This window comes from Streptomyces sp. NPDC005799 (genome assembly GCF_040630525.1).
Classification (GTDB): Bacteria; Actinomycetota; Actinomycetes; order Streptomycetales; family Streptomycetaceae; genus Streptomyces; species Streptomyces griseorubiginosus_B.
The window spans coordinates 1-26875 of sequence record NZ_JBEXXQ010000015.1; the positions used below are offsets into that span (position 1 = coordinate 1).

The 26875-nt window shown below is 69.6% G+C and carries 21 protein-coding genes; 5 read left to right on the forward strand and 16 right to left on the reverse strand.

The window, feature by feature from the left end; all coding sequences use genetic code 11:
* Positions 1–101 precede the first annotated feature (101 nt).
* Both ABZ453_RS16590 and ABZ453_RS16595 read left to right on the forward strand, forming a co-directional pair.
* Positions 102–950 carry an ABC transporter ATP-binding protein gene (locus ABZ453_RS16590; protein WP_359015677.1) on the forward strand — a complete coding sequence of 283 codons (849 nt, stop codon included), beginning with the start codon at positions 102–104 and terminating at the stop codon, positions 948–950.
* A 29-nt stretch (positions 951–979) separates the two neighbouring features.
* Positions 980–3982 (forward strand): fumarate reductase/succinate dehydrogenase flavoprotein subunit, encoded by a 3003-nt coding sequence (locus tag ABZ453_RS16595; protein ID WP_359015678.1) that lies wholly within the window; start codon positions 980–982, stop codon positions 3980–3982.
* Positions 3983–4091: 109 nt separating this feature from the next.
* Here ABZ453_RS16595 and recQ read toward each other — a convergent pair whose 3' ends face one another.
* A complete protein-coding gene (gene recQ, locus ABZ453_RS16600; RefSeq protein WP_359015679.1) occupies positions 4092–6122 on the reverse strand; it encodes a DNA helicase RecQ in 2031 nt (676 codons plus the stop codon).
* 208 nt (positions 6123–6330) lie between these two features.
* Here recQ and ABZ453_RS16605 point away from each other — a divergent pair, with 208 nt between their 5' ends.
* Positions 6331–6858 carry a hypothetical protein gene (locus tag ABZ453_RS16605; RefSeq protein ID WP_359015680.1) on the forward strand — a complete coding sequence of 176 codons (528 nt, stop codon included), beginning with the start codon at positions 6331–6333 and terminating at the stop codon, positions 6856–6858.
* A 66-nt stretch (positions 6859–6924) separates the two neighbouring features.
* Here ABZ453_RS16605 and nuoN read toward each other — a convergent pair whose 3' ends face one another.
* From nuoN to ABZ453_RS16675, 14 genes are read right to left on the reverse strand one after another with little or no spacing between them, the layout of a single operon-like run.
* Positions 6925–8583, reverse strand: a complete 1659-nt coding sequence (nuoN, locus tag ABZ453_RS16610; RefSeq protein ID WP_359015681.1) for an NADH-quinone oxidoreductase subunit NuoN — start codon at positions 8581–8583, stop codon at positions 6925–6927.
* The gene (locus ABZ453_RS16615; protein ID WP_359015682.1) at positions 8580–10154 is read right to left on the reverse strand and encodes an NADH-quinone oxidoreductase subunit M; all 1575 of its coding nucleotides are present in this window, start codon (positions 10152–10154) and stop codon (positions 8580–8582) included. The genes nuoN and ABZ453_RS16615 overlap by 4 nt, the downstream gene beginning before the upstream one ends.
* Positions 10155–10159: 5 nt before the next feature.
* Positions 10160–12106 (reverse strand): NADH-quinone oxidoreductase subunit L, encoded by a 1947-nt coding sequence (gene nuoL, locus ABZ453_RS16620; protein WP_359015683.1) that lies wholly within the window; start codon positions 12104–12106, stop codon positions 10160–10162.
* Positions 12107–12120: 14 nt separating this feature from the next.
* A complete protein-coding gene (gene nuoK / locus ABZ453_RS16625; protein WP_071373444.1) occupies positions 12121–12420 on the reverse strand; it encodes an NADH-quinone oxidoreductase subunit NuoK in 300 nt (99 codons plus the stop codon).
* Complete coding sequence (locus tag ABZ453_RS16630) at positions 12417–13259, reverse strand: NADH-quinone oxidoreductase subunit J (RefSeq protein WP_359015684.1); 843 nt, start codon at positions 13257–13259, stop codon at positions 12417–12419. The genes nuoK and ABZ453_RS16630 overlap by 4 nt, the downstream gene beginning before the upstream one ends.
* The gene (nuoI, locus tag ABZ453_RS16635; RefSeq protein ID WP_356771113.1) at positions 13256–13897 is read right to left on the reverse strand and encodes an NADH-quinone oxidoreductase subunit NuoI; all 642 of its coding nucleotides are present in this window, start codon (positions 13895–13897) and stop codon (positions 13256–13258) included. The genes ABZ453_RS16630 and nuoI overlap by 4 nt, the downstream gene beginning before the upstream one ends.
* Positions 13890–15251, reverse strand: a complete 1362-nt coding sequence (gene nuoH / locus ABZ453_RS16640; protein WP_359015685.1) for an NADH-quinone oxidoreductase subunit NuoH — start codon at positions 15249–15251, stop codon at positions 13890–13892. The genes nuoI and nuoH overlap by 8 nt, the downstream gene beginning before the upstream one ends.
* Positions 15248–17752 (reverse strand): NADH-quinone oxidoreductase subunit G, encoded by a 2505-nt coding sequence (locus tag ABZ453_RS16645; protein WP_359015686.1) that lies wholly within the window; start codon positions 17750–17752, stop codon positions 15248–15250. The genes nuoH and ABZ453_RS16645 overlap by 4 nt, the downstream gene beginning before the upstream one ends.
* Positions 17749–19098, reverse strand: coding sequence for an NADH-quinone oxidoreductase subunit NuoF (gene nuoF / locus ABZ453_RS16650; RefSeq protein ID WP_208779888.1), 1350 nt, complete (start codon positions 19096–19098; stop codon positions 17749–17751). The genes ABZ453_RS16645 and nuoF overlap by 4 nt, the downstream gene beginning before the upstream one ends.
* Positions 19095–19964 (reverse strand): NADH-quinone oxidoreductase subunit NuoE, encoded by an 870-nt coding sequence (nuoE, locus tag ABZ453_RS16655; RefSeq protein ID WP_356771105.1) that lies wholly within the window; start codon positions 19962–19964, stop codon positions 19095–19097. Before nuoE ends, nuoF begins: the two co-directional genes overlap by 4 nt.
* Positions 19961–21283 carry an NADH-quinone oxidoreductase subunit D gene (locus ABZ453_RS16660; RefSeq protein WP_359015687.1) on the reverse strand — a complete coding sequence of 441 codons (1323 nt, stop codon included), beginning with the start codon at positions 21281–21283 and terminating at the stop codon, positions 19961–19963. Before ABZ453_RS16660 ends, nuoE begins: the two co-directional genes overlap by 4 nt.
* The gene (locus ABZ453_RS16665) at positions 21280–22041 is read right to left on the reverse strand and encodes an NADH-quinone oxidoreductase subunit C (RefSeq protein WP_359015688.1); all 762 of its coding nucleotides are present in this window, start codon (positions 22039–22041) and stop codon (positions 21280–21282) included. The genes ABZ453_RS16660 and ABZ453_RS16665 overlap by 4 nt, the downstream gene beginning before the upstream one ends.
* The gene (locus tag ABZ453_RS16670; protein WP_055635348.1) at positions 22038–22592 is read right to left on the reverse strand and encodes an NADH-quinone oxidoreductase subunit B; all 555 of its coding nucleotides are present in this window, start codon (positions 22590–22592) and stop codon (positions 22038–22040) included. The genes ABZ453_RS16665 and ABZ453_RS16670 overlap by 4 nt, the downstream gene beginning before the upstream one ends.
* 15 nt (positions 22593–22607) lie before the next feature.
* Positions 22608–22967: an NADH-quinone oxidoreductase subunit A gene (locus tag ABZ453_RS16675; protein ID WP_003992243.1), complete on the reverse strand. Its 360-nt coding sequence runs from the start codon at positions 22965–22967 to the stop codon at positions 22608–22610.
* 767 nt (positions 22968–23734) lie between these two features.
* On the opposite strand from ABZ453_RS16675, the gene ABZ453_RS16680 reads away from it, so the two are divergent.
* A complete protein-coding gene (locus tag ABZ453_RS16680) occupies positions 23735–24538 on the forward strand; it encodes a C40 family peptidase (protein ID WP_359015689.1) in 804 nt (267 codons plus the stop codon).
* A 419-nt stretch (positions 24539–24957) separates the two neighbouring features.
* On the opposite strand, the gene ABZ453_RS16685 is transcribed toward ABZ453_RS16680, so the two are convergent.
* On the reverse strand, positions 24958–26250 hold the full coding sequence (locus tag ABZ453_RS16685; protein WP_359015690.1) for a geranylgeranyl reductase family protein: 1293 nt from the start codon (positions 26248–26250) through the stop codon (positions 24958–24960).
* Between the two features lie 97 nt (positions 26251–26347).
* Between ABZ453_RS16685 and ABZ453_RS16690 the strand changes: the two genes are divergently transcribed.
* Positions 26348–26872, forward strand: a complete 525-nt coding sequence (locus tag ABZ453_RS16690; protein WP_359015691.1) for a GNAT family N-acetyltransferase — start codon at positions 26348–26350, stop codon at positions 26870–26872.
* Positions 26873–26875 lie beyond the last annotated feature (3 nt).

Consider the following 26875-nt stretch of genomic DNA (forward strand, 5'->3'; position numbering starts at 1 on the left):
TCACAAGGCATCACAGATTCGTCGGCGTCCCGGACGGACACCGGCCCTATTTTCCCGCCACCACGGCGGCCAGCGCAGCGGCCTGGATTACTGACACGGAAGTGACCGCCCGGGAAGAGACCACCCCGGAAGTGACCGACCCCGAGGCGTCCCGCCCTCCCCTCCCGGAGAGGGAGGGGCAAGCGCCGAAGAGGGAGGGGCAGGCGCCGGGCGCGGTACGGGGCACGCGCCTCGCCCTCCGGCGCGCCGCCCTCGGCCGTCCGGACGCCGCGGTCCTGGCGGACGTCGACCTGGACATCGCCCCCGGCGAGATCCTCACCGTCGTCGGCGCCTCCGGCTGCGGCAAGTCGACGCTGCTGCGCACCCTGGCCGGGCTGCTGCCGCTGCTCGCCGGCGAGATCACCCAGGACGGCGGCCCGATGACCGGCCCCGCCGCGGACCGCGCCCTGGTCTTCCAGGAGGACGCCCTCCTGCCCTGGCGCACCCTGCGCGCCAACGTCGAACTCCCGCTCGCCATCAAGGGCCTGTCCCGCACCGAACGCCGGTCCCAGGCCGACTCCTGGCTCGACCGGGTCGGACTCGCCGCACACGCACGGCAGTTGCCGCACCGGGTCTCCGGCGGACAGCGCCAGCGCGCCCAGCTGGCCCGCGCGCTCGCGGGAGCGCCCCGCGCCGTCCTCATGGACGAACCCTTCGGCGCGCTCGACGCCCAGACCCGCGCCGGCATGCAGGACCTGCTGGTGGAGGTGCTCGGCGGCACGGGCGCGACCGTCGTCTTCGTCACCCACGACGTGGATGAGGCGCTCTTCCTAGGCGACCGCGTGGCTCTGCTCGGCAACGGCCGGCTGACCGCCGTACGCGAGGTGCCGCGCCCTCGTGACCGCACGGCGCACGACGACGCCGCGCGCGTGGCGCTGCGCCGCGACGTCCTCTCCTCGCTCGGAACGTGACCCGGCCCGGCACTCGGACGGTGACTCGTATGGTGAAAGGCACTTTGGTGGACACCCCTCTGCAGATCCCCACCCTCGACGAGGCGAAGGAGATCTCCTGCGACGTCCTCGTCGTCGGCGGCGGCACCGCCGGCACCATGGCCGCGCTGACCGCCGCCGAGCACGGCGCCAACGTGCTGCTGCTGGAGAAGGCCCATGTCCGCCACTCCGGCGCGCTCGCCATGGGCATGGACGGCGTCAACAACGCGGTCATCCCCGGCCGCGCCGAGCCCGACGACTACGTCGCCGAGATCACCCGCGCCAACGACGGCATCGTCGACCAGTCCACCGTCCGCCAGACCGCCACCCGCGGCTTCGCCATGGTGCGGCGGCTCGAGTCCTACGGCGTGAAGTTCGAGAAGGACGAGCACGGCGACTACGCGGTCCGCCAGGTGCACCGCTCCGGCTCCTACGTGCTGCCGATGCCCGAGGGCAAGGACGTCAAGAAGGTTCTGTACCGGCAGCTGCGGCGGCGCGAGATGCGGGAGCGGATCCGCATCGAGAACCGGGTGATGCCGGTGCGCGTGCTGACGTCCCCCGAGGACGGACGTGCCGTGGGGGCGGTCGGCTTCAACACGCGTACGGGCGCGTTCGTGGTGGTGCGCGCCGGTGCGGTGATCCTGGCGACCGGCGCCTGCGGCCGCCTGGGACTCCCCGCCTCCGGCTACCTGTACGGCACGTACGAGAACCCGACCAACGCGGGCGACGGCTACGCGATGGCCTACCACGCGGGCGCCGAGCTCACCGGCATCGAGTGCTTCCAGATCAACCCGCTGATCAAGGACTACAACGGCCCCGCCTGCGCCTACGTCGCCAACCCCTTCGGCGGCTACCAGGTCAACCGGCACGGCGAACGCTTCGTCGACTCCGACTACTGGTCCGGCCAGATGATGGCCGAGTTCGCGGCGGAGGTCGCCTCCGACCGGGGGCCGGTGTACCTGAAGCTGAGCCATCTCCCGGAGGAGTCGATCTCCGCCCTGGAGTCGATCCTGCACTCCACGGAGCGGCCCACGCGCGGGACCTTCCACTCCGGCCGCGGCCACGACTACCGCACCCACGACGTGGAGATGCACATCTCCGAGATCGGCCTGTGCGGCGGCCATTCGGCGTCGGGGGTACGGGTGGACGACCACGCCCGTACGACCGTGGCCCGGCTGTACGCCGCCGGCGACCTGGCCTGCGTGCCGCACAACTACATGATCGGCGCGTTTGTCTTCGGTGACCTCGCCGGGGCGGACGCGGCCCAGTACTCCCCGTACGAAGGGGAGTTGTCCGCCGACCAGCTGCGTGAGGCGCACGAGCTGATCTACCGCCCGCTGCGCAACCCGGACGGGCCGCCGCAGACCCAGGTCGAGTACAAGCTGCGCCGCTTCGTGAACGACTACGTGGCGCCGCCGAAGTCGGGCGCCCGGCTCTCGCTGGCCCTCGAGGCCTTCGAGCGGATGCGCGACGACATCGCGGCGATGGGTGCGCGGACCCCGCACGAGCTGATGCGGTGCGCCGAGGTCACCTTCATCCGCGACTGCGCGGAGATGGCCGCGCGCGCGTCGCTGGCCCGCACGGAGTCCCGCTGGGGCCTGTACCACGATCGCCTGGACCATCCCCATCGCGACGACACCTCCTGGTTCCACCATCTCGATCTCCATAAGTCCCCCTCCGGTGCGATGGAGTTCACGGCCCGTCCCGTGGCTCCGTACCTCGTGCCCATCGACGAGTTCACGCCGGTGGGCGGCCCGTCCCGCCACCTCGGCGAGGTCCACGCCGAGGAGGTCGCCACGGCCGGGTCACGGGACACGCCGCCGGTGGCGGCAGGTGCGGTCACGGGCGGCGTGTCGGTGGCGGAGGGCACGGGTGCCGGGCTGGGTGCGGGTGCGGCTTCGCGTGGGGGTGCGGCTTCGGATTCGGGATCGGGATCGGGATCGGGTGAGGCTTCGGGTTCGGGTTCGGGTTCGAGTTCGGGTTCGGGTTCGGGTTCGGGTTCGGCCGGCTTCTCCGAGCCGACCGGGGACCAGACCCCCTCATCCGACGCCTCCGCCCCCGAGCGTGCCTCGGCGCGCCTCCTCGAACTCGTCGCCCTCGCCGAGGAGGAACCCGAACTCGGTGCCCTGCGGACCTACTTGACCGACCCGGCGCCGGCCGTCCGCCGTGAGGCCGTCGCCGTCCTCACGGAGACGGTGCCGCCGGGGACGGGCCCCGCCCTCGCCGAGGCCCTTCGCGACAGCGCCGCCGAGGTGCGGGCCGCGGCCGCTGCCTCACTCCGCGAACTCGTCGAGACACTGCCCGCGGAGACCACTCTCCGGGACGGCCTCGCCGCCGCGCTGACCGTGGCCGACCCGGTCGTCCGCGCCGCCGCTCTGGACGTTCTGCGCGCCCTGCGCCTGGGTGACGCGGCGCTGTTCGCCGGGGCGTTGACCGACGCGGAGATCCCGGTCCGCATCGAGGCCGTCCGGGCCCTGGTCTCGGTCGACGCCGCCACGGAACTGGCCCGGGCCGCCACCGCCGACCCGTCCCGCGAGGTCCGGGTGACCCTCGCCAGGGCGCTGGCGACGGTGTGGGCGGAGGGCGGTGCAGGGACCGTCGGTTCCGACGACACCGTGCCCGACGACATCGGGCCCGGCAGCCCGTCGGCCACCATCCTTGCCGCCCTTGCCGACCTCACCCATGACCCCGACGCGCTGGTCCGGGGTGCCGCCTACGGGGCGCTCGGTACGACCGGGTGTCCGCCGCCGCTGGCCGCACGTGCCGTGGCCGCCCTGTCCACCTCCGCGTGGCAGGTCCGGTCGGGCGCCGCGACCGCGCTGTCCGCCGCAGAGTCCGACGTGGCCGTCCCCGCCCTGGCGAAGGTCCTCGCCGACCCGAACGCCGATGTCCGCAAGGCCGCCGTGCTGGCCCTGACCCGGCACAACCACACCGCCGACGCCCGCGCGGCCCTCGCCACGGCCACGACGGACACGGACGCGGACGTCAGGGCGTACGCGGCGCGGGCGCTGTGATCCCATGCTGACGCCCTGGCCTTTCGCCGTCGGACACCGGCCTCCCCGGGTCACCGATGCCCGACCCGGGCGGCCGGCCAACCTGCAGCCCCACGGCACCCCCGGCCGCCTATATCCAGTCGTCCGGCTCCGGCTCCGCGTCCATCTCGGGCCAGTCGTCGTGCATGTGCTTGTCGTCCGCCGCCGGCTTGCCGTTCCTCGCCTGGCCGTCCGTCGCCGGAGCATCCGCACCTGGGGCGTCGCCCAGTGAGGCCAGTACCGCCACCACACCCTCCCCGTACGTCGTCAGCTTCTTCTCGCCGACCCCGCTGATGCCGCCGAGCTGCCGTACCGACGTCGGCCAGGCCAGGGCGATCTCCCGCAGCGTCGCGTCGTGGAAGATGACGTACGCCGGGACGCCCTGCTCCCGGGCCTGCTCGGCGCGCCAGGCGCGCAGGGCCTCGAACGCCGGCTGCAGGGCCTCGGGCAGCTCCACCGCGGCGGCCTTGGCCTTGCGCTCCCCCCGGCCGGTGGACGAGGACGCCGACCGCGAGGTCGCCGGCTTCTTCGGCTCCTTGCGCAGCGGCACCTCCCGCTCGCGCCGCAGCACCGATCCGCTGGCCTCGGTCAGCACCAGCGTGCCGTACTCGCCCTCGACCGCGAGCAGTCCCTGGGCCAGCAACTGCCTTATGACGCCCCGCCATTCTCCGTCGGTCAGCTCCTCGCCGATGCCGAACACCGACAGCTGGTCGTGGTCGAACTGGATGACCTTGCCGGTGCGCTTGCCCAGGAGAATGTCGATGATCTGCACCGCGCCGAACTTCTGTCCACGCTCCCGCTGCAGCCGCACCACCGTTGACAGCACCTTCTGCGCGGCGACCGTGCCGTCCCAGGTCTCGGGCGGGGTCAGACACGTGTCGCAGTTGCCGCAGCCGGCCGGGTCCGGTTCCTGGCCGAAGTAGTTCAGCAACTGTCCGCGCCGGCACTGGGCCGTCTCGCACAGCGCCAGCATCGAGTCCAGGTGGGCGGCGGCCCGTCGGCGGAACGCCTCGTCGCCCTCGCCGAGCTGGATCAGCTTGCGCTGCTGTATGACGTCGTTGAGGCCGTAGGCCATCCAGGCCGTGGACGGCAGACCGTCGCGGCCCGCGCGGCCCGTCTCCTGGTAGTAGCCCTCGACCGACTTGGGCAGGTCGAGATGGGCGACGAAGCGGACGTCCGGCTTGTCGATGCCCATGCCGAAGGCGATGGTCGCCACCACGACCAATCCCTCCTCCCGCAGGAACCGGGACTGGTGCGCCGCGCGCGTGCCCGCGTCCAGACCGGCGTGGTACGGGACCGCCTCGATGCCGTTGCGGCTGAGGAACTCCGCCGTCGCCTCCACGGACTTGCGCGACAGGCAGTACACGATGCCCGCGTCGCCCGCGTGCTCCTCTTTCAGGAAGCCCAGCAGCTGCTTCTTGGGGTCGGCCTTGGGCACGATCCGGTACTGGATGTTGGGCCGGTCGAAGCTCGCCACGAAGTGGCGGGCCGTCGGCATGTGCAGCCGCTCGGTGATCTCCTGGTGCGTCGCGTGCGTGGCCGTAGCCGTGAGTGCGATGCGCGGCACGTCCGGCCAGCGCTCGCCGAGCAGGGACAGAGCCAGGTAGTCGGGGCGGAAGTCGTGGCCCCACTGGGACACGCAGTGCGCCTCGTCGATCGCGAAGACGGAGATCTTGCCGCGGGAGAGGAGATCGAGGGTGGAGTCCAGGCGGAGCCGCTCCGGCGCCAGGTAGAGGAGGTCCAGTTCCCCGGCCAGGAACTCGGCCTCCTCCACCCTGCGCTCGTCGAAGTCCTGCGTGGAGTTCATGAACCCGGCGCGCACGCCGAGCGCCCGCAGGGCGTCCACCTGGTCCTGCATCAGCGCGATGAGCGGCGAGACCACCACGCCCGTACCGGGTCTCACCAGGGCCGGGATCTGGTAGCACAGCGACTTGCCGCCGCCGGTCGGCATGAGGACCACGGCGTCGCCGCCGGCCACCACATGCTCGATCACCGCCTCCTGCTCGCCGCGGAAGGCCTCGTACCCGAAGACCCGGTGCAGCGTGGCCAGCGCCTCGCTCTCAGTCGCCCCTGCCGTCTCGGTCACCCTTGGCATCGCGCTGATCCCGCCCATCCCACCCATAGTCCTGTCCCCCGTACGTCGTCCCTCGACCACTGCCTCCACGATAGGGGTCCCGACCGACAGCGCCGGAGTTATCCACAGGCTGTGCCGATGGAGCCCGGCGTCAGCCCAACGGCTCCCGTCGCATGGCGTGCTCCCGGCGGCCGGGACATGCTGCTCGGGCGGGACGGGGGTGGCCCGCCCATCCCCGAGCGCAAGGAGCACCGCGATGTCCCCTCGGCCCCTCAAGGCCGCCATCACCGTGGCGATGGCCGCCGCCTTCTCGCTGGCCGCCGTGCCCGCCGAGGCGGACACCGACCCCTCCGTCTGGACCGATCTCATCGACACCTACAACGCGACGGCCCGGTACGCCTACGAGGGCCTCGCCAAGGACAGTGACTTCGTCCCGCTGGGCCGGTGCTACGCCACCACCGCGGGAGGGGTGGGCTACCACTACGTCAACAAGGCGAATATCGGCTCGCTCGATCCGGCGAAGCCCGCGGCGCTGGTTTACGCGGACAAGGTCGCCGACGACTTCGACTTCGTGGACACGGACGAGGTCGGCGCCAACCGCAGGCTGGTCGCGGTGGAGTGGATCGTCAAGGACAAGGGGCAGGCCACGCCGACGCTGTTCGGCGAGACCTTCCAGAAGCACCCGGTAGCCGGTTACTACACCCTCCACGCGTGGATCTACCAGCCCAACGACAACGGGCTCTTCTCGCCGTACAACCCCGACGTCACGTGCGCGACCACCTGATCAGGCAGCGCGAAGGCCCCGGCCCCCACCTGGGGGAACCGGGGCCTTGTGCGTGCCCGTCGTGGGTCAGCGCACGAACACTCCCGCCTGACTCGCCAGGTTCAGGAAGTACTGCGGTGCGATACCGAGGACGAGCGTGACCACCACACCGAGCCCGATGGCGGTCATCGTCAGCGGGGACGGCACGGCGACCGTGGGGCCTCCGGGCCTGGGCTCGCTGAAGAACATCAGCACGATCACGCGGATGTAGAAGAAGGCCGCGATGGCTGAGGAGATCACACCGATCACGACCAGTGGGGCCGCCCCGCCCTCCGCCGCCGCCTTGAACACGGCGAACTTCCCGGCGAAGCCGGAGGTCAGCGGGATACCGGCGAAGGCCAGCAGGAACACCGCGAACACGGCCGCCACCAGCGGTGAACGTCGGCCGAGTCCGGCCCACTTGGACAGGTGGGTGGCCTCGCCGCCCGCGTCGCGCACGAGGGTGACGACGGCGAAGGCGCCGATGGTCACGAAGGAGTACGCGGCCAGGTAGAACAGGACGGACGAGACACCGTCCTTCGAGGTGGCGATGACACCCGCGAGGATGAATCCCGCGTGCGCGATCGACGAGTACGCCAGCAGCCGCTTGATGTCCGTCTGGGTGATCGCGACGATCGCACCGCCCAGCATGGTGACGATCGCGACGGCCCACATGACCGGCCGCCAGTCCCAGCGCAGACCGGGCAGGACGACGTACAGCAGACGCAGCAGCGCGCCGAAGGCCGCCACCTTCGTCGCCGCCGCCATGAACCCGGTCACCGGGGTCGGGGCGCCCTGGTAGACGTCCGGCGTCCACATGTGGAACGGGACCGCGCCCACCTTGAAAAGCAGCCCCATGACGATCATCGCGCCGCCGACCAGCAGCAGCGCGTCGTTGCCCATGGTGTCCGCGAGCGCCGGGTCGACGTTGGTGACCGTGCCGTCGACGACCCGCGCGATCGTCCCGTACGACACCGAGCCCGCGTACCCGTACAGCAGCGCGATGCCGAACAGCGTGAACGCCGAGGCGAAGGCGCCGAGCAGGAAGTACTTGACCGCGGCCTCCTGCGACATGAGCCGCTTGCGGCGGGCCAGGGCGCACAGCAGGTAGAGCGGGAGGGAGAAGACCTCCAGGGCCACGAAGAGGGTCAGCAGGTCGTTGGCCGAGGGGAAGACCAGCATTCCGGAGACCGCGAACAACAGCAGCGGGAACACCTCGGTGGTGGTGAACCCGGCCTTCACGGCCGCCTTCTCGCTGTCGCTGCCCGGCACGGACGCGGCCTGCGCGACGAAGGAGTCGACCCGGTTGCCGTGTGCCGCCGGGTCCAGGCGCCGCTCGGCGAAGGTGAACAGGCCGACCAGGCCGGCCAGCAGGATCGTGCCCTGCAGGAACAGCGACGGTCCGTCGACCGCGATCGCGCCCATCGCCGCGATGTGCGCCTTGGTGGTGCCGTATCCGTCGGCCGCGAGCGCCACGACCGCCGCGAAGGCGGCGACGAGCGCGACGGCGGAGACGAACACCTGGGCGTAGTAACGCGACCTGCGCGGCACGAACGCCTCGATCAGTACCCCGACGATCGCCGCGCCCACGACGATCAGGGTGGGCGACAACTGCCCGTATTCGATCTTCGGCGCGTTGATCTTCGAGATCGGTTCGGCCGCCGTGGCCGCCGTTGTCCACAGGCTGTGGACGGCTGCTGCGCTCACTTGGCCACCGCCTCCACCTCGGGCTTGGGGTCCTTCTTGTGTACGTCGGACAGGGTCGATTTCACGGCCGGGTTGACGATGTCCGTCACCGGCTTCGGGTAGACGCCCAGGAAGATCAGCAGAACGATCAGCGGAGCGACGACCACCAGCTCACGGGCTCTGAGGTCGGGCATCGCGGAGACCTCCGGTTTCACCGGGCCCGTCATCGTCCGCTGGTAGAGGACGAGGGCGTACAGCGCGGCGAGGACGATGCCGAAGGTGCCGATGATGCCGATCGCCGGATAGCGCGTGAACGTGCCGACCAGGACGAGGAACTCGCTCACGAAGGGCGCGAGTCCCGGCAGGGAGAGCGTGGCCAGCGTGCCGATCAGGAACGTGCCGGCGAGCACCGGGGCGACCTTCTGCACGCCGCCGTAGTCGGCGATGAGCCGCGAGCCGCGCCGGGAGATGAGGAACCCGGCCAGCAGCATCCACGCGGCCGTGGAGATCCCGTGGTTGACCATGTAGAGCGTCGCACCGGACTGGCCCTGGCTGGTCATCGCGAAGATGCCCATGATGATGAAGCCGAAGTGCGAGATGGACGCGTACGCCACCAGGCGTTTGATGTCCCGCTGGCCGACCGCGAGCAGCGCGCCGTAGACGATGCTGATGAGGGCCAGGACGAGGATCACGGGCGTCGCCCACTTGCTGGCCTCCGGGAAGAGCTGGAGGCAGAAGCGGAGCATCGCGAAGGTGCCCACCTTGTCGACGACCGCCGTGATGAGGACGGCGACCGGCGCGGTGGACTCCTGCATGGCGTTGGGCAGCCAGGTGTGCAGCGGCCACAGCGGCGCCTTCACCGCGAAGGCGAAGAAGAAGCCGAGGAACAGCCAGCGTTCGGTGCTGGTCGCCATGTGGAGCGAGCCGTTCGCGCGGGCCTGCGCGATCTCCTGGAGGCTGAAGTTCCCGGCGACCACGTACAGGCCGATCACCGCGGCCAGCATGATGAGGCCACCGACCAGGTTGTAGAGGAGGAACTTCACCGCCGCGTACGACCGTTGCGTGGACGCCGCCTCCTCGCCGTGCTCGTGGGCACGGTCCCCGAAGCCGCCGATGAGGAAGTACATCGGGATGAGCATGGCTTCGAAGAAGATGTAGAAGAGGAAGACGTCCGTGGCCTCGAAGGAGATGATCACCATCGCCTCGACGCCCAGGATCAGGGCGAAGAAACCCTGTGTGGGACGCCAGCGACGGCTCCCGGTCTCCAGCGGGTCGGCGTCGTGCCAGCCCGCGAGGATGATGAACGGGATCAGCAGGGCGGTCAGCGCGATCAGCGCCACCGCGATCCCGTCCACGCCGAGTTCGTAGCGGACCCCGAAGTCCTTGATCCAGGCGTGGGATTCGGTGAGCTGGTAGCGGCCGCCGTCCGGGTCGAAGCGGACCAGGATGGTGACGGCCAGGGCGAGGGTGGCGAGCGAGACGGTCAGCGCCAGCCACTTGGCGGTGGTGCGCCGCGCGGCCGGTACGGCGGCTGTGGCGATCGCGCCGATCGCCGGGAGCACCGCCGTCGCTGTCAGCAGAGGAAAGGACATCGGTATCAGACCGCCCTCATCAGCAGGGTCGCGGCGACGAGGATCGCCGCGCCGCCGAACATCGAGACCGCGTAGGAGCGCGCGAAGCCGTTCTGCAGCCTGCGCATGCGTCCGGACAGGCCCCCGACCGAGGCCGCCGTGCCGTTGACGACGCCGTCGACCAGGGTGTGGTCGACGTACACCAGGGAGCGGGTGAGGTGCTCGCCGCCGCGGACCAGGACGACGTGGTTGAAGTCGTCCTGCAGCAGGTCGCGCCGGGCGGCCCGGGTGAGCAGCGACCCGCGCGGAGCGACGGACGGTACCGGGCGGCGGCCGTACATGGCGTACGCGATGCCGACACCGATGATCAGGCAGACCATCGTCGCGCCGGTGACGGCCCCGGCGCTGAGCGGGGAGTCCCCCTCGCTGTGGCCGGTGACGGGCTCCAGCCAGTGCAGGAAGCGGTCGCCGATGCTGAAGAACGCGCCGGCGAAGACCGAACCGAAAGCCAGCACGATCATCGGGATCGTCATGACCTTCGGGGACTCGTGCGGGTGCGGCTCGGCGTGCTCGCCGTGGTGCTCGGCGGCGGGCTCCGCGCTCGGCGCCTCCGGGGAGCGGGTGGGCTGGTTCTTCCAGCGCTCCTCTCCGAAGAACGTCATCAGCATCACGCGCGTCATGTAGAAGGCGGTGATGGCCGCGCCCACCAGGGCGCAGGTGCCCAGGATCCAGCCCTCCGCGCCGCCCTTGGCGAAGGCAGCCTCGATGATCTTGTCCTTGGAGAAGAAGCCGGACAGGCCCGGGAAGCCGATGATGGCGAGGTAGCCGAGGCCGAAGGTGATGAAGGTGATCGGCATGTACTTCCTCAGGCCGCCGTACTTGCGCATGTCGACCTCGTCGTTCATGCCGTGCATGACGGAACCGGCGCCGAGGAAGAGCCCGGCCTTGAAGAAGCCGTGCGTCACCAGATGCATGATCGCGAAGACGTAGCCGATGGGGCCGAGGCCCGCCGCCAGCACCATGTAGCCGATCTGCGACATGGTCGAGCCGGCCAGCGCCTTCTTGATGTCGTCCTTCGCGCAACCGACGATCGCACCGAACAGGAGCGTGACCGCTCCGACCACGACCACGGCCGTCTGCGCGTCCGGCGCGCCGTTGAAGATCGCCGCCGAGCGGACGATCAGGTAGACGCCCGCGGTCACCATCGTCGCTGCGTGGATGAGGGCCGAGACCGGGGTCGGGCCCTCCATCGCGTCCCCGAGCCAGGACTGCAGCGGCACCTGGGCGGACTTGCCGCAGGCGGCGAGCAGGAGCATCAGGGCGATGGCGGTGAGCTTGCCCTCCGAGGCGTCCCCCGCGTGGCTGAAGACCGGCCCGAAGGCGAAGGTGCCGAACGTCGCGAACATCAGCATGATCGCGATGGACAGGCCCATGTCGCCGACACGGTTGACCAGGAAGGCCTTCTTCGCCGCCGTCGCCGCGCTGGGCTTGTGCTGCCAGAAGCCGATCAGGAGGTACGAGGCGAGACCGACGCCCTCCCAGCCGACGTACAGCAGCAGGTAGTTGTCGGCGATGACCAGGAGCAGCATCGCCGCGAGGAACAGGTTCAGATAGCCGAAGAAGCGGCGGCGGCGCTCGTCGTGCTCCATGTACCCGACCGAGTACAGGTGGATCAGCGAGCCGACGCCGGTGATCAGCAGGACGAACGTCATTGAGAGCTGGTCGAGGCGGAAGGTGACGTCCGCCTGGAAGCTCTCGACGGGGATCCACGTCCACAGGTGCTGGATCAGGGTGCGGTGTTCGGCGTTCTTGCCGAGCAGGTCGGCGAAGAGGATCACGGCGAACACGAAGGAGAGGGTCGACATCAGGACGCCGATCCAGTGGCCGACGGCATCGAGCCGCCGGCCGCCGCACAGCAGTACGGCCGCTCCGAGCAGTGGCGCCGCCACCAGCAGCGCAATCAGGTTCTCCACGATTCAGCGACCCCTCAGAGCTTCATCAGGCTGGCGTCGTCGACCGAGGCCGAGTGGCGGGTACGGAACAGGGACACGATGATCGCGAGCCCGACCACGACCTCCGCGGCGGCGACGACCATCGTGAAGAACGCGATGACCTGGCCGTCGAGGTTGCCGTGCATCCGGGAGAAGGTGACGAACGCGAGGTTGCAGGCATTCAGCATCAGCTCGATGCACATGAACACCACGATGGCGTTGCGCCTGATCAGCACGCCGGTGGCACCGATCGTGAACAACAGGGCCGAGAGGTACAGGTAGTTGACCGGGTTCACTTCGACGCCTCCTCCCGCTTGAAGGTGGCCGGTTCGATCTCGGTGCGCTCCAGGCGCTCCTGCGCGCGCTGCTCAAGCGCCCGCAGGTCGTTGAGCGCCTCGGCGGACACGTCACGGATCTGGCCGCGATCGCGCAGCGTCTTGCTGACCGTGAGCTCCGACGGGGTGCCGTCGGGGAGCAGGCCCGCGATGTCGACCGCGTTGTGCCGGGCGTACACACCGGGGGCCGGCAGCGGCGGCACGTGCTTGCCCTCGCGCACGCGCTGTTCGGACAGCTCGCGCTGGGTCTTGGCGCGCTCGGTGCGCTCGCGGTGGGTGAGCACCATGGCGCCGATGGCCGCCGTGATCAGCAGGGCGCCGGTGATTTCGAAGGCGAAGACGTACTTGGTGAAGATCAGGGCGGCAAGGCCCTGCACGTTGCCGTTCGCGTTCGCCTCGGCCAGGCCGTCGAACTGCTTGAGGGAGGCGTTGCCGATCCCGGCGAGCAGCAGGATGCCGAAGCCGAGGCCGCACAGGAGGGCCAGCCAGCGCTGGCCCTTGATGGTCTCCTTCAGCGAGTCCGCAGCCGTCACGCCGACGAGCATCACCACGAACAGGAACAGCATCATGATCGCGCCGGTGTAGACGACGATCTGCACGATCCCCAGGAAGTAGGCGCCGTTGGCGAGGTAGAAGACCGCCAGGATGATCATGGTGCCGGCGAGGGAGAGCGCGCTGTGCACGGCCTTCTTCATGAAGACGGTGGACAGGGCGCCGATCACGGCGACGGTACCGAGGACCCAGAACTGGAAGGCCTCTCCGGTGGAGGTGGAGTAGGCGGCGAGTTGCAGCGGGCTCATCGGCCGATCACCTTCTCCGACGCGGGCTCTTCCTCGCCGAAGGTGGAGGCGGCCTCCTGCGGGACCTCGCCCTTGGAGAGCGCCACCTGCTGCACCGTGCCCGGCGCGGCCTCGGTCACCAGGCCCCGGTAGTAGTCCTGTTCGTCGGTCCCCGGGTAGATCGCGTGCGGGGAGTCGACCATGCCCTCTTCCAGGCCGGCAAGCAGCTGCTCCTTGGTGTAGATGAGGTTGGCACGGCTGGAGTCGGCCAGTTCGAACTCGTTGGTCATCGTGAGCGCGCGCGTGGGGCACGCCTCGATGCACAGGCCGCACAGGATGCAGCGGGCGTAGTTGATCTGGTACACGCGCCCGTACCGCTCGCCGGGCGAGTAGCGCTCCTCGTCCGTGTTGTCGGCGCCCTCCACGTAGATGGCGTCGGCGGGGCAGGCCCAGGCGCACAGCTCGCAGCCGACGCACTTCTCCAGGCCGTCCGGATGGCGGTTGAGCTGGTGCCGTCCGTGGAACCGCGGAGCGGTGGTCTTCTTCTGCTCCGGGTACTGCTCGGTCAGCCGCTTCTTGAACATGGCCTTGAAGGTCACGCCGAAGCCGGCGACGGGGTTCATGAAACCGGGCTTGGTCTCCTTCGGCTCCTCAGCCATCGGACGCCTCCTTTCCATCCGAAGATCCGTCACTGGCAGTATCCGGTCCACCACTGACAATGAGCTCCCGCTCCCGGCGCGGGCCGCGCCTGGGAACCGGCGGAAGCTCCTGTCCGGGCAGTGGCGGTACGGGGAATCCGCCCGCCATGGGGTCGAACCCGGCGGGTTGCGCGGCGGGCTGTTCGCTCTCCTTGGCCTTCTCGCGGAACATGTCGACGACGAAGGACAGGAGCAGCAGGGCGAGGACGCCGCCGCCGATGTAGAGGGCGATGTCGGCGAAGTCGTAGTTCTCGTTCCTCAGCGCCCGCACGGTCGCGACCAGCATCAGCCAGACCACGGACACGGGGATGAGGACCTTCCAGCCGAGCTTCATCAGCTGGTCGTAGCGGACCCGCGGGAGCGTGCCGCGCAGCCAGATGAAGAAGAACAGCAGCAGCTGCACCTTGATCACGAACCAGAGCAGCGGCCACCAGCCGTGGTTGGCGCCCTCCCAGAAGGTGCTGATCGGCCAGGGGGCGCGCCAGCCGCCGAGGAAGAGCGTGGTCGAAACGGCCGAGACGGTCACCATGTTGACGTACTCGGCGAGCATGAACATCGCGAACTTGATCGACGAGTACTCGGTGTTGAAGCCGCCGACCAGATCGCCCTCGGACTCCGGCATGTCGAACGGGGCGCGGTTGGTCTCGCCGACCATGGTGACGATGTAGAGGATGAAGGAGACCGGCAGCAGCAGGATGTACCAGCGGTCGTGCTGGTGCTCGACGATCGTCGAGGTCGACATCGAGCCCGAGTAGAGGAAGACCGAGGCGAAGGCGGCGCCCATGGCGATCTCGTAGGAGATCATCTGCGCGCAGGAGCGCAGGCCCCCGAGCAGCGGGTAGGTGGATCCGGAACTCCAGCCCGCGAGCACGATGCCGTAGATGCCGACCGAGGCGACCGCGAGGATGTAGAGCATCGCGATCGGCAGGTCGGTGAGCTGCATCGTGGTGCGATGGCCGAAGATCGAGATCTCGTTGTCGGCCGGGCCGAAGGGGATCACCGCGATCGCCATGAAGGCCGGGATGGCCGCGACGATCGGCGCGAGGACGTAGACCACCTTGTCCGCGCGTTTGACGATGACGTCTTCCTTGAGCATCAGCTTGATGCCGTCGGCGAGCGACTGGAGCATGCCCCAGGGGCCGTGCCGGTTGGGGCCGATGCGCAGCTGCATCCAGGCGACGACCTTGCGCTCCCACACGATGGAGAACAACACGGTCACCATCAGGAAGGCGAAGCAGAAGACGGCCTTGATGACGACCAGCCACCAGGGGTCGCGGCCGAACATCGAGAGGTCTTCAGCGGCGAGGTACCTCATGCCTCCACCTCCTTCGGGGCCTCGCCGACGGACGTCGCCGGGCCGATACGGACGAGGGCGCCGGGCAGCGCCCCGGTGTCGGAGGCGACGCCGCTGCCGACGGAGTTCAGCGGAAGCCAGACCACCCGGTCGGGCATCTCCGTGATCCGCAGGGGCAGTTCGGTCGTTCCGGCGGGACCCGTCACGGCGAGGACGTCGCCGTCCTTGACGCCCGCCTCGGCGGCCGTCGCGGCCGACACGCGCGCGTGGGCGGCGTGCCGGGTTCCGGCGAGCGCCTCGTCGCCCTGCTGGAGGACGCCGAGGTCGAGCAGGAGACGGTGCCCGGCGAGGACGGCCTCTCCGGCCGCCGGCCGCGGCAGCACGCCCGCGCTCTGCAGGGATCCGCCGGCCCGCGGGCCGTCCCAGGGGCCGAGCCGGTCGATCTCCGCGCGGATGGTGCGCAGATCCGGCAGGCCCAGGTGGACGTCCATGGCGTCGGCCAGCATCTGCAGCACGCGCGCGTCGGTCGGCGCGAGACGCCGGGTCATCTGGTCGGGCTTGAGCGCGGCCTCGAAGAAGCGCACGCGGCCTTCCCAGTTGAGGAAGGTGCCCGGCTTCTCGGCGACCGCGGCGACCGGCAGGACGACGCTGGCGTGCTCGCTGACCTCGCTGGGCCGCAGCTCCAGCGACACCACGAACCCGGCCTCGTGAAGTGCTTCACGTGCGCGTGCCGGGTCGGGCAGGTCGGCGATCTCGACGCCCGCGACCAGCAGTGCCTGCAGCTCGCCGTTGGCCGCGGCCTCGACGATCTGGCTGGTGTCGCGGCCGTAGCGGTGCGGGAGTTCGGCGAGCCCCCAGGCCGCGGCGACCTCCTCACGCGCGCGTGGGTCGGTCGCCGGGCGTCCGCCGGGCAGCAGCGACGGCAGCGCGCCGGCCTCGACGGCGCCGCGCTCTCCGGCGCGCCTCGGGATCCACACCAGCTGGGCGCCGGTGGCGGAGGCGGCCCGTACGGCGGCGGTGAGGCCGCCCGCGACGGCGGCCAGCCGCTCGCCGACGACGATGACCGCGCCCTCGCCGCGCAGCGCCTCGGCGGCCGTAGCACCGTCGCCGTCCAGGCCGACCCCGCTCGCGAGCGCGTCCAGCCATTCGGTCTCGGTACCGGGGGCCGCTGGAAGCAGGATGCCGCCCGCCTTCTCCAGGCCGCGCGTGGTGTGCGTGGCCACCGAGAACACCTTCTGCCCGTGCTTGCGCCAGGCCTTGCGCAGCCTCAGGAAGACGCCGGGGGCCTCCTCCTCGGCCTCGAACCCGACCAGCAGGACGGCCGGCGCCTTCTCCAGGGAGGTGTACGTGACACCCGTACCGTCCAGGTCACGGCCGTGCCCGGCGATCCGGGACGCCAAGAAGTCGGCTTCCTCGCTGCTGTGCACGCGCGCGCGGAAGTCGATGTCGTTCGTGTCGAGCGCCACGCGCGCGAACTTGCTGTACGCGTAGGCGTCCTCGACGGTGAGTCGGCCGCCGGTGAGGACGCCGGTGCGGCCGCGCGAGGCGAGCAGCCCCTGGGCCGCGATCTGCAGCGCCTCCGGCCACGAGGCCGGTTCGAGGTCGCCCTCGGCGTTGCGCACCAGCGGCGTCTGGAGCCGGTCGCGCTGCTGCGCGTACCGGAACGCGAAGCGGCCCTTGTCGCAGATCCACTCCTCGTTGACCTCGGGGTCGTTGGCCGCGAGCCGCCGCATGACCTTGCCGCGCCGGTGGTCGGTGCGGGTCGCGCAGCCGCCGGAGCAGTGCTCGCAGACCGAAGGAGAGGAGACCAGGTCGAAGGGGCGGGAGCGGAATCGGTACGCCGCCGAGGTCAGCGCGCCCACCGGGCAGATCTGGATGGTGTTGCCGGAGAAGTACGACTCGAAGGGGTCGCCCTCTCCGGTGCCTACCTGCTGCAGCGCGCCGCGTTCCAGCAGCTCGATCATCGGGTCGCCCGCGACCTGGTTGGAGAAGCGGGTGCAGCGGGCGCACAGCACGCACCGCTCACGGTCGAGCAGCACCTGCGTGGAGATCGGGACGGGCTTCTCGTACGTCCGCTTCTTGCCTTCGAAGCGGGATTCGGCCTGGCCGTGCGACATGGCCTGGTTCTGCAGCGGGCACTCGCCGCCCTTGTCGCAGACCGGGCAGTCCAGCGGGTGGTTGATGAGCAGCAGCTCCATCACCCCGTGCTGGGCCTTCTCGGCGACCGGTGAGGTGAGGTGCGTCTTGACGACCATGCCGTCGGTGCACGTGATGGTGCAGGACGCCATCGGCTTGCGCTGGCCCTCGACCTCGACGATGCACTGGCGGCAGGCGCCGGCCGGGTCGAGGAGGGGGTGGTCGCAGAAGCGAGGGATCTCGATGCCGAGCTGTTCGGCGGCCCGGATGACCAGGGTGCCCTTGGGCACGCTGATCTCGGCGCCGTCGATGGTCAGCGTCACGAGATCTTCCGGCGGGACCGCCGCCTCTCCCCCTCCCGCGGGAGCGTTGGTGGTCACGGTCATGCGTTCACCTCCGGGCGGTCGGCCCAGGCCGTCGACTTCGCCGGGTCGAAGGGGCAGCCCCGGCCGGTGATGTGCTGCTCGTACTCCTCGCGGAAGTACTTGAGCGAGGAGAAGATCGGCGAGGCGGCGCCGTCGCCGAGGGCGCAGAAGGACTTGCCGTTGATGTTGTCGGCGATGTCGTTCAGCTTGTCGAGGTCGGACATGGTGCCCTTGCCGGCCTCGATGTCGCGCAGCAACTGCACGAGCCAGTAGGTGCCTTCACGGCACGGTGTGCACTTGCCGCAGGACTCGTGGGCGTAGAACTCGGTCCAGCGGGTGACGGCGCGGACGACGCAGGTCGTCTCGTCGAAGCACTGCAGGGCCTTGGTGCCGAGCATCGAGCCGGCGGCGCCCACGCCCTCGTAGTCGAGGGGCACGTCGAGGTGCTCGTCGGTGAACATCGGCGTCGAGGAACCGCCCGGAGTCCAGAACTTCAGCCGGTGCCCCGGCCGCATTCCGCCGCTCATCTCGAGCAGCTGGCGGAGCGTGATGCCGAGCGGGGCCTCGTACTGGCCGGGGCTCGCGACATGGCCGCTGAGCGAGTAGAGCGTGAAGCCCGGCGACTTCTCGCTGCCCATCGACCGGAACCATTCTTTGCCCCGATGCAGAATCGCGGGAACCGACGCGATCGACTCGACGTTGTTCACCACAGTCGGGCACGCATAGAGGCCCGCCACCGCAGGGAAAGGGGGACGGAGCCGCGGTTGACCACGGCGGCCTTCGAGCGAGTCGAGCAGTGCGGTCTCCTCACCGCAGATGTACGCGCCGGCGCCGGCGTGCACGGTGAGGTCGAGGTTCAGCCCGCTGCCCAGGATGTTCTCGCCGAGGTAGCCCGCCGCGTAGGCCTCGCGCACGGCCTCGTGCAACCGCCGCAGAACGGGGACGACTTCACCACGCAGATAGATGAAGGCATGCGACGACCTGATGGCATAACACGCGATGACAATGCCCTCGATGAGGCTGTGCGGGTTCGCGAAGAGGAGCGGGATGTCCTTACAGGTCCCCGGCTCCGATTCGTCGGCGTTGACAACTAGATAGTGTGGCTTTCCATCACCCTGGGGAATGAACTGCCATTTCATTCCCGTCGGGAATCCAGCGCCACCGCGGCCGCGCAGACCGGAGTCCTTGACGTACGCGATCAGGTCGTCCGGCGACATGGCGAGCGCCTTGCGGAGCCCCTCGTAACCCTCGTGCCTTCGGTAGACGTCCAGCGTCCAGGACTTGTCCTCGTCCCAGAAGGCCGACAGCACGGGTGCGAGCAGCTTCTCGGGGCTGGTGTCTTTGAGTTCGGGTGCCAAGGTCATCACTCCCCCTCCTCGGCGGCAGGCCCTGCCGGGTGGGCTGGGTCGGAGGCCGACGTGTCCTGTGGCGCGTCGTGTGAGCTGAGGTGCTCGGTCGGAGAGGGCTCGTGCACGGCCCTGTCCTGCTCGTCGTGCGGTCCGCCGTCCCGTGGATGGACCACGCGCGCGGGTGCGGTCTCTCCCTTTGCCAGGCGCAGGCCCACCAGCGACGCCGGTCCCGCACTGCCGCTTGCCTCGACGGCCCCTGGCCGCTCGTCGGGGAAGCCGGCCAGGATCCGCGCGGTCTCCTTGAAGGTGCACAGGCGCGCCCCGCGCGTGGGCTCGACCTCCCGTCCCGCGCGCAGGTCGTCGACGAGGCGCTTGGCGCTGGCCGGGGACTGGTTGTCGAAGAACTCCCAGTTGACCATCACCACCGGCGCGAAGTCGCAGGCCGCGTTGCACTCGATGTGCTCCAGGGTGACCTTGCCGTCCTCGGTGGTCTCGCCGTTGCCGACGCCGAGATGCTCCTGCAGCTCCTCGAAGATCGCGTCGCCGCCCATCACCGCACACAGGGTGTTGGTGCAGACGCCCACCTGGTAGTCACCGCTCGGCTTGCGCCGGTACATCGTGTAGAAGGTCGCGACGGCGGTGACCTCGGCCGTGGTCAGGTCCAGCACGTCCGCGCAGAACCGCATCCCGGTGCGCGTGACATGGCCCTCCTCCGACTGCACGAGGTGCAGCAACGGCAGCAGGGCCGAGCGGGAGTCCGGGTAGCGGGCGATGATCTCGCGCGCGTCCGTCTCCAGCCGGGCTCGGACGTCGTCCGGATAGGCGGGCGCGGGCAGTTCGGGCATGCCCAGGCTGACGCCCCGCTCGGAAGAACTGGTGGTCACCGGTCGACGCCTCCCATCACGGGGTCGATGGACGCGACGGCGACGATGACGTCGGCGACCTGGCCGCCCTCGCACATCGCCGCCATGGCCTGCAGGTTGGTGAAGGACGGGTCGCGGAAGTGGACCCGGAAGGGGCGGGTGCCGCCGTCGGACACGGCGTGCACCCCGAGTTCGCCCTTGGGTGACTCGACGGCCGCGTACGCCTGTCCCGGCGGTACGCGGAAGCCCTCGGTGACCAGCTTGAAGTGGTGGATCAGGGCCTCCATGGAGGTGCCCATGATCTTCTTGATGTGGTCGAGGGAGTTGCCGAGCCCGTCCGGTCCCAGGGCGAGCTGGGCGGGCCAGGCGATCTTCTTGTCGGCGACCATGACCGAGCCGGGCTGCAGCCGGTCCAGGCACTGCTCGATGATCCCCAGCGACTGGCGCATCTCCTCAAGGCGGATCAGGAAGCGCCCGTAGGAGTCGCAGGTGTCGGCGGTCGGGATCTCGAAGTCGTAGGTCTCGTAGTCGCAGTAGGGCTGTGCCTTGCGCAGGTCGTGCGGCAGGCCGGCGGAGCGCAGGATCGGTCCCGTCGCGCCGAGGGCCATGCAGCCGGCCAGGTCGAGGTAGCCGACGTCCTGCATGCGGGCCTTGAAGATGGGGTTCCCGGTGGCGAGCTTGTCGTACTCGGGGAGGTTCTTCCTCATCTTCTTCACGAACTCGCGGATGTGGTCCACCGCGCCGGGCGGCAGGTCCTGGGCGAGTCCGCCGGGCCGGATGTACGCGTGGTTCATGCGCAGGCCCGTGATGAGCTCGTAGATGTCGAGAATCATTTCACGATCACGGAACCCGTAGATCATGATCGTGGTGGCGCCGAGCTCCATACCGCCGGTGGCGATGCACACCAGGTGCGAGGAGAGCCGGTTCAGCTCCATCAGGAGCACCCGGATGATCTTGGCGCGCTCGGTGATCTGGTCCTCGATGCCGAGGAGCTTCTCGACGGCGAGACAGTAGGCGGTCTCATTGAAGAAGGACGTCAGGTAGTCCATGCGCGTCACGAACGTGGTGCCCTGCGTCCACGTGCGGAACTCGAGGTTCTTCTCGATGCCGGTGTGGAGGTAACCGATGCCGCAGCGGGCCTCGGTGACCGTTTCGCCGTCGATCTCCAGGATCAGGCGCAGCACTCCGTGGGTGGAGGGGTGCTGGGGACCCATGTTGACGACGATGCGCTCGTCGTCGGCGCGGGCGGCGGTCTGGACGACCTCGTCCCAGTCGCCTCCGGTGACCGTATATACGGTGCCTTCCGTGGTCTCGCGAGGAGAAGCGTGCGAAGTGCTCACGAGTACGACCTCCGCTGGTCCGGAGCCGGGATCTGGGCGCCCTTGTACTCGACGGGGATGCCGCCGAGGGGGTAGTCCTTGCGCTGCGGATGGCCCTGCCAGTCGTCCGGCATCATGATCCGGGTCAGGGCCGGGTGACCGTCGAAGACGATCCCGAAGAAGTCGTAGGTCTCGCGCTCGTGCCAGTCGTTGGTCGGGTACACGGAGACCAGGGACGGGATGTGCGGGTCCGCGTCCGGGGCGCTGACCTCGAGGCGGATCAGCCGGTTGTGGGTGATCGAGCGCAGGTGGTAGACGGCGTGCAGCTCGCGTCCCTTGTCGTGGAGGTAGTGGACGCCGCTGACGCCGGTGCACAGCTCGAAGCGCAGGGCCGGGTCGTCGCGCAGGGTGCGGGCGACGCGCAGCAGGTGCTCCCGCTCGATGTGGAAGGTGAGTTCGCCGCGGTCGACGACCGTCTTCTCGATGGCGTTGTCGGGGAGCAGTCCCTGTTCCTCCAGGGCGCCCTCCAGTTCGTCGGCGACCTCGTCGAACCAGCCGCCGTAGGGGCGGGTCGCCGGTCCCGGGAGACGGACCGAGCGGACCAGGCCGCCGTAGCCGGAGGTGTCGCCGCCGTTGTTGGCGCCGAACATGCCGCGCTGGACGCGGATCTCCTCGCCGCCCTCGCCGCGCTGGCCGGGGAGGTTGGAGGCGCCGAGGTCCTTCTCGGGGTTCACCCCGTTCGCGGAACCGTTCGCGCCGGTGCCGTTCGCGTCGCTCACCGCAGCAGCCCCTTCATCTCGATCGTGGGCAGGGCCTTGAGCGCCGCTTCCTCCGCCTCGCGGGCCGCTTCCTCGGCGTTCACACCGAGCTTGGAGTTCTGGATCTTGTGATGCAGCTTGAGGATGGCGTCCATCAGCATCTCGGGCCGCGGCGGGCAGCCGGGGAGATAGATGTCGACCGGGACGATGTGGTCGACGCCCTGGACGATCGCGTAGTTGTTGAACATGCCGCCCGAGGAGGCGCAGACCCCCATGGAGATCACCCACTTGGGGTTCGGCATCTGGTCGTAGACCTGCCGCAGTACCGGCGCCATCTTCTGGCTGACCCGGCCCGCGACGATCATCAGGTCCGCCTGGCGGGGCGAACCGCGGAAGACCTCCATGCCGAAGCGCGCCAGGTCGTAGCGGCCGGCGCCGGTGGTCATCATCTCGATGGCGCAGCAGGCCAGGCCGAAGGTGGCCGGGAAGACGGACGCCTTGCGCACCCAGCCCGCGGCCTGCTCGACGGTGGTCAGCAGGAAGCCGCTCGGCAGCTTTTCTTCGAGTCCCATGTCGTTAAAGGCCCCTCAGTCCCATTCCAGGCCGCCGCGCCGCCATACGTACGCGTACGCGACGAAGACGGTGAGCACGAAGAGCAGCATCTCCACGAGCCCGAAGATCCCCAGGGCGTCGAAGGTGACGGCCCAGGGGTAGAGGAAGACGATCTCGATGTCGAAGACGATGAAGAGCATCGCCGTCAGGTAGTACTTGATGGGGAAGCGCCCGCCGCCGGCCGGCGTGGGGGTCGGCTCGATACCGCACTCGTAGGCCTCGAGCTTGGCCCGGTTGTACCGCTTCGGACCGATCAGCGTGGCCATGACCACGGAGAAGATCGCAAAGCCTGCCCCGAGGGCTCCCAGTACGAGGATGGGCGCATAGGCGTTCACCGCTCCTCGCTCCTCTCAGTCGGCACTGACTGCTGGCGATGGCATCGGACTCACACCGGCCTCATACGTCTCTCTCACCCCGCTCGTCCCGGCGAAGATCGAGAACATGTGAAGCAGGTCACAAGCCCAACTGCCTCGCATCTTATGCCCGACGCTCTGTGATCTGCGACACGGGGTATTGCACAAGCTTTGTGATCTCCACCACCTGACGAAGGATCATGAAGCCGGAAGAGCGGTGATCTTCGCACGAGAGGCGTCCGACTGATCACCAGAGGTGACATTTCTGCTCGTCGGCGCAGTTCGGGTGGGACGTCTCAATATCAAGAGACTTCCCTTGCATGCAAATTGGCGCTGGACCGGATGCCTTGATAGAGGGCCGCGTTCACACATCAGGGGGAGGTGCGGGGTGCGGTGTGGACGCGTGCACGCGTTCACGAGCGAGTCCCGGTCGCGATCCGGCCGCAATCAGCTCGTGATCTTCGCGCGGGACGCGGGCGATCTCGTGACCGTTGCGTGACCTCCGCCACATTCACAAGAGCCCCCCGAGAAGAGAGCTTGGCCAACGGTCCCAACCGATGGTAGGCGCGGGGCAATTCGGGCGTATAGACGAAACACCGTGATCACGGGCCCGACGGGTGGAGTCCGCAATGTCCGTTACGGCGTCAATAAAGAACTCCGCGAGGGGAATTTGGGCCGCCCATTGAGCAACTGTGGCGCACCACACGTTTCTTGAAGGTATGGAGGAGCCCCTGATACCGGTTGTTCTCATGTCCCACACCGCTCACATACGCAGCCACCGGAAAGCCCGCCGCAACGCGACGACGAGTCTCGCGGTGCGTGCCGGAGTTGCCGGTGGTGTTCTCAGCATGGCGGCGGCGGGTGCGTCGGCCTCGGCGAGCGCCGCCGAGACGACGCAGACCCTGCAACTGCCCACGCTGACGGCCGACCTGGCCGCTCAGGTCGCCCAGTCCGCAGACGCCACGCAGCAGGCGGCCGCGAACTACCAGCTGCAGGCGGAGCGTGACGCGGCCGCCGCGAAGGCCGCAAAGCAGGCCAAGGCGGACCTCGCCGAGGCCAAGAAGAAGGCGGAGGCCAAGAAGAAGGCGGAGGCCGCCCGCAAGGCCGCCGCCGAGCGGGCCGCGTCCCGCAGCGCCGAGCGGACCACGCTGGCCGCCACAACGACCAGCACCGCCTCCACGAGCTCCTCGACGGCCACCGGTTCGGCCGCCGCGGTCATCGCCTTCGTGAAGGCACAGATCGGCGACGCCTACGTCTCCGGCGGCACCGGTCCCAACTCCTGGGACTGCTCCGGCCTCGTACAGACCGCCTTCAAGCAGGTCGGCATCAGCCTGCCGCGCGTCTCGCAGGACCAGTCGACGGCGGGCACCCAGGTCTCGCTGAGCAACCTGCAGCCCGGCGACATCCTGTACTGGGGCAGCGCGGGCAGCGCCTACCACGTGGCGGTGTACGTCGGCGACGGCATGTTCGTCGGCGCGCAGAACCCGTCGACCGGTGTGGTCGAGAAGCCGCTGTCGTACGACCCGCCGACCGGCGCGGTGCGGGTGCTCTGACTCCCGGCACGACATGTGGAGGGCCGCAGCCGCTCGGGGGCAGCGGCCCTCCGTCACACCGTTCTTGACCCTGGAGTCGTCGAGTCTGCCCTGAGTTGGGCCCCAACTCGGCGACGTTTTCCTCCTTTGTGCACTCCTTTGCCGCCTCGCCATGCAGCATGCCTGGCTTGTTCCAGTCCGAGAGGTGCTCGGCGCGGCAGCGGACGACCCTGCGGCCACCCACGCCGTCGCAGCGACGGCGCGCGTACGCCGTCACGCCCGCCGGCACCGGCGGCACCGCCATTCAGTCTGTGCCGTCACCCGGGTCCGGACCAGGGGCCGTTGAGCCCCGGCCCGGATCCTGAGGCGATCCAGCGATCCATGTGCCCGGTGTTTCCGTTTGGCGCTCCCGTGCGCGCCCACGACCCCGGTGACGCGGACTACGCCTTCGGGGCCACCTTGCTCAGCCCGTTGATGATGCGGTCCATCGCGTCGCCGCCCGTCGGGTCGGTGAGGTTGGCGAGCATCTTCAGGGTGAACTTCATCAGCACCGGGTGGGTCAGGCCGCGCTGGGCCGCGATCTTCATGACCTTCGGGTTGCCGATGAGCTTCACGAAGGCGCGGCCCAGCGTGTAGTAGCCCCCGTAGGTGTCCTTCAACACCCGCGGGTAACGCTGCAGCGCCATCTCGCGCCCCGCGGGGGTCGCGCGGGCGTGCGCCTGGACGATGACGTCGGCGGCGATCTGGCCCGACTCCATGGCGTAGGCGATGCCCTCGCCGTTGAAGGGGTTCACCAGGCCGCCGGCGTCGCCGACGAGCAGCAGCCCGCGCGTGTAGTGGGGCTGGCGGTTGAAGGCCATCGGCAGGGCGGCGCCGCGGATCGGGCCGGTCATGTTGTCCGGGGTGTAGCCCCAGTCCTCCGGCATGGAGGCGCACCAGGCCTTGAGGACCTCGCGCCAGTCGAGTTCCTTGAAGGAGTCGGAGGTGTTGAGGACGCCGAGGCCGACGTTCGAGGTGCCGTCGCCCATGCCGAAGATCCAGCCGTAGCCGGGCAGGAGACGGTCCTGGGCGCCGCGGCGGTCCCACAGTTCCAGCCAGGACTCCAGGTAGTCGTCCTCGTGGCGCGGGCTGGTGAAGTACGTCCGGACGGCGACGCCCATCGGGCGGTCCTCGCGGCGGTGCAGGCCCATCGCCAGGGACAGCCGGGTGGAGTTGCCGTCGGCGGCCACCACGAGCGGCGCGTGGAAGGTGACCTCGCGCTTCTCCTCACCCAACTTGGCGTGGACGCCGGTGATGCGGCCGGTGCGCTCGTCGGTGATCGGGGCGCCGACGTTGCAGCGCTCGAAGAGACGCGCGCCGGCCTTCTGCGCCTGGCGGGCGAGCTGCTCGTCGAAGTCGTCGCGCTTGCGGACCAGGCCGTAGTCCGGGAAAGAGGCCAGATCCGGCCAGTCGAGCTGGAGGCGGACGCCGCCGCCGATGATGCGCAGGCCCTTGTTGCGCAGCCAGCCGGCCTCCTCGGAGACGTCGATTCCCATGGCCACGAGCTGCTTGACCGCGCGCGGGGTGAGGCCGTCGCCGCAGACCTTCTCGCGCGGGAACTCGGTCTTCTCCAGCAGGAGCACATCGAGTCCGGCCTTGGCGAGGTGGTACGCGGTGGTGGAGCCGGCCGGCCCCGCGCCGACGACGATCACATCGGCGGTGTTTTCGGAGAGGGGCTCAGTCTCGACGGTCACGGCGGGATCTCCCCAAGTTCGAAATCTGCGTGCCGACCGGCACTGGACATGGGCAGTCTATTCAGCAGAATTGATCACCCGGCTGAAGGGCTGCCCCGTGAACCGAGCTCTGCCTGTCGTACGGCTGCGCGTCCCCACCGACGAGGACGCGATCGCCTGGCACCGGGTCTTCGACGACCCGGAGGTCATGGAGTTCCACGGCGGCAGGTCCGCGGAGCTGTCGGTCTACGAGGAGCTGACCGCCCGCCAGCGCCGGCACGACGCGGAGCTGGGCTTCTGTCTGTGGACCATGGTCGGCGAGCAGGGCGAGGTCATCGGCTTCACCGGCGCCCAGCCCTGGCCGCGGGAGTGGGGCCCCACGGGCGAGATCGAGATCGGCTGGCGGCTCGGACGGGAGTTCTGGGGCCGGGGGTACGCGACCGTGGCCGCGCGGATGACGCTGGAGCGGCTCAGGGCGGCCGGGGTGCCGAGCGTGGTGGCGATGGTCAGACCCGGAAACGAACGGTCCATCGCGGTCACCAAGCGCCTCGGGATGGAACTGGCGCAGACGTTTCCGCACCCGTGGCTCCCGGAGGACGCCCTCTGCTTCCGGCTGGACCTACAGGATGGTTACTCAAAGTAACGG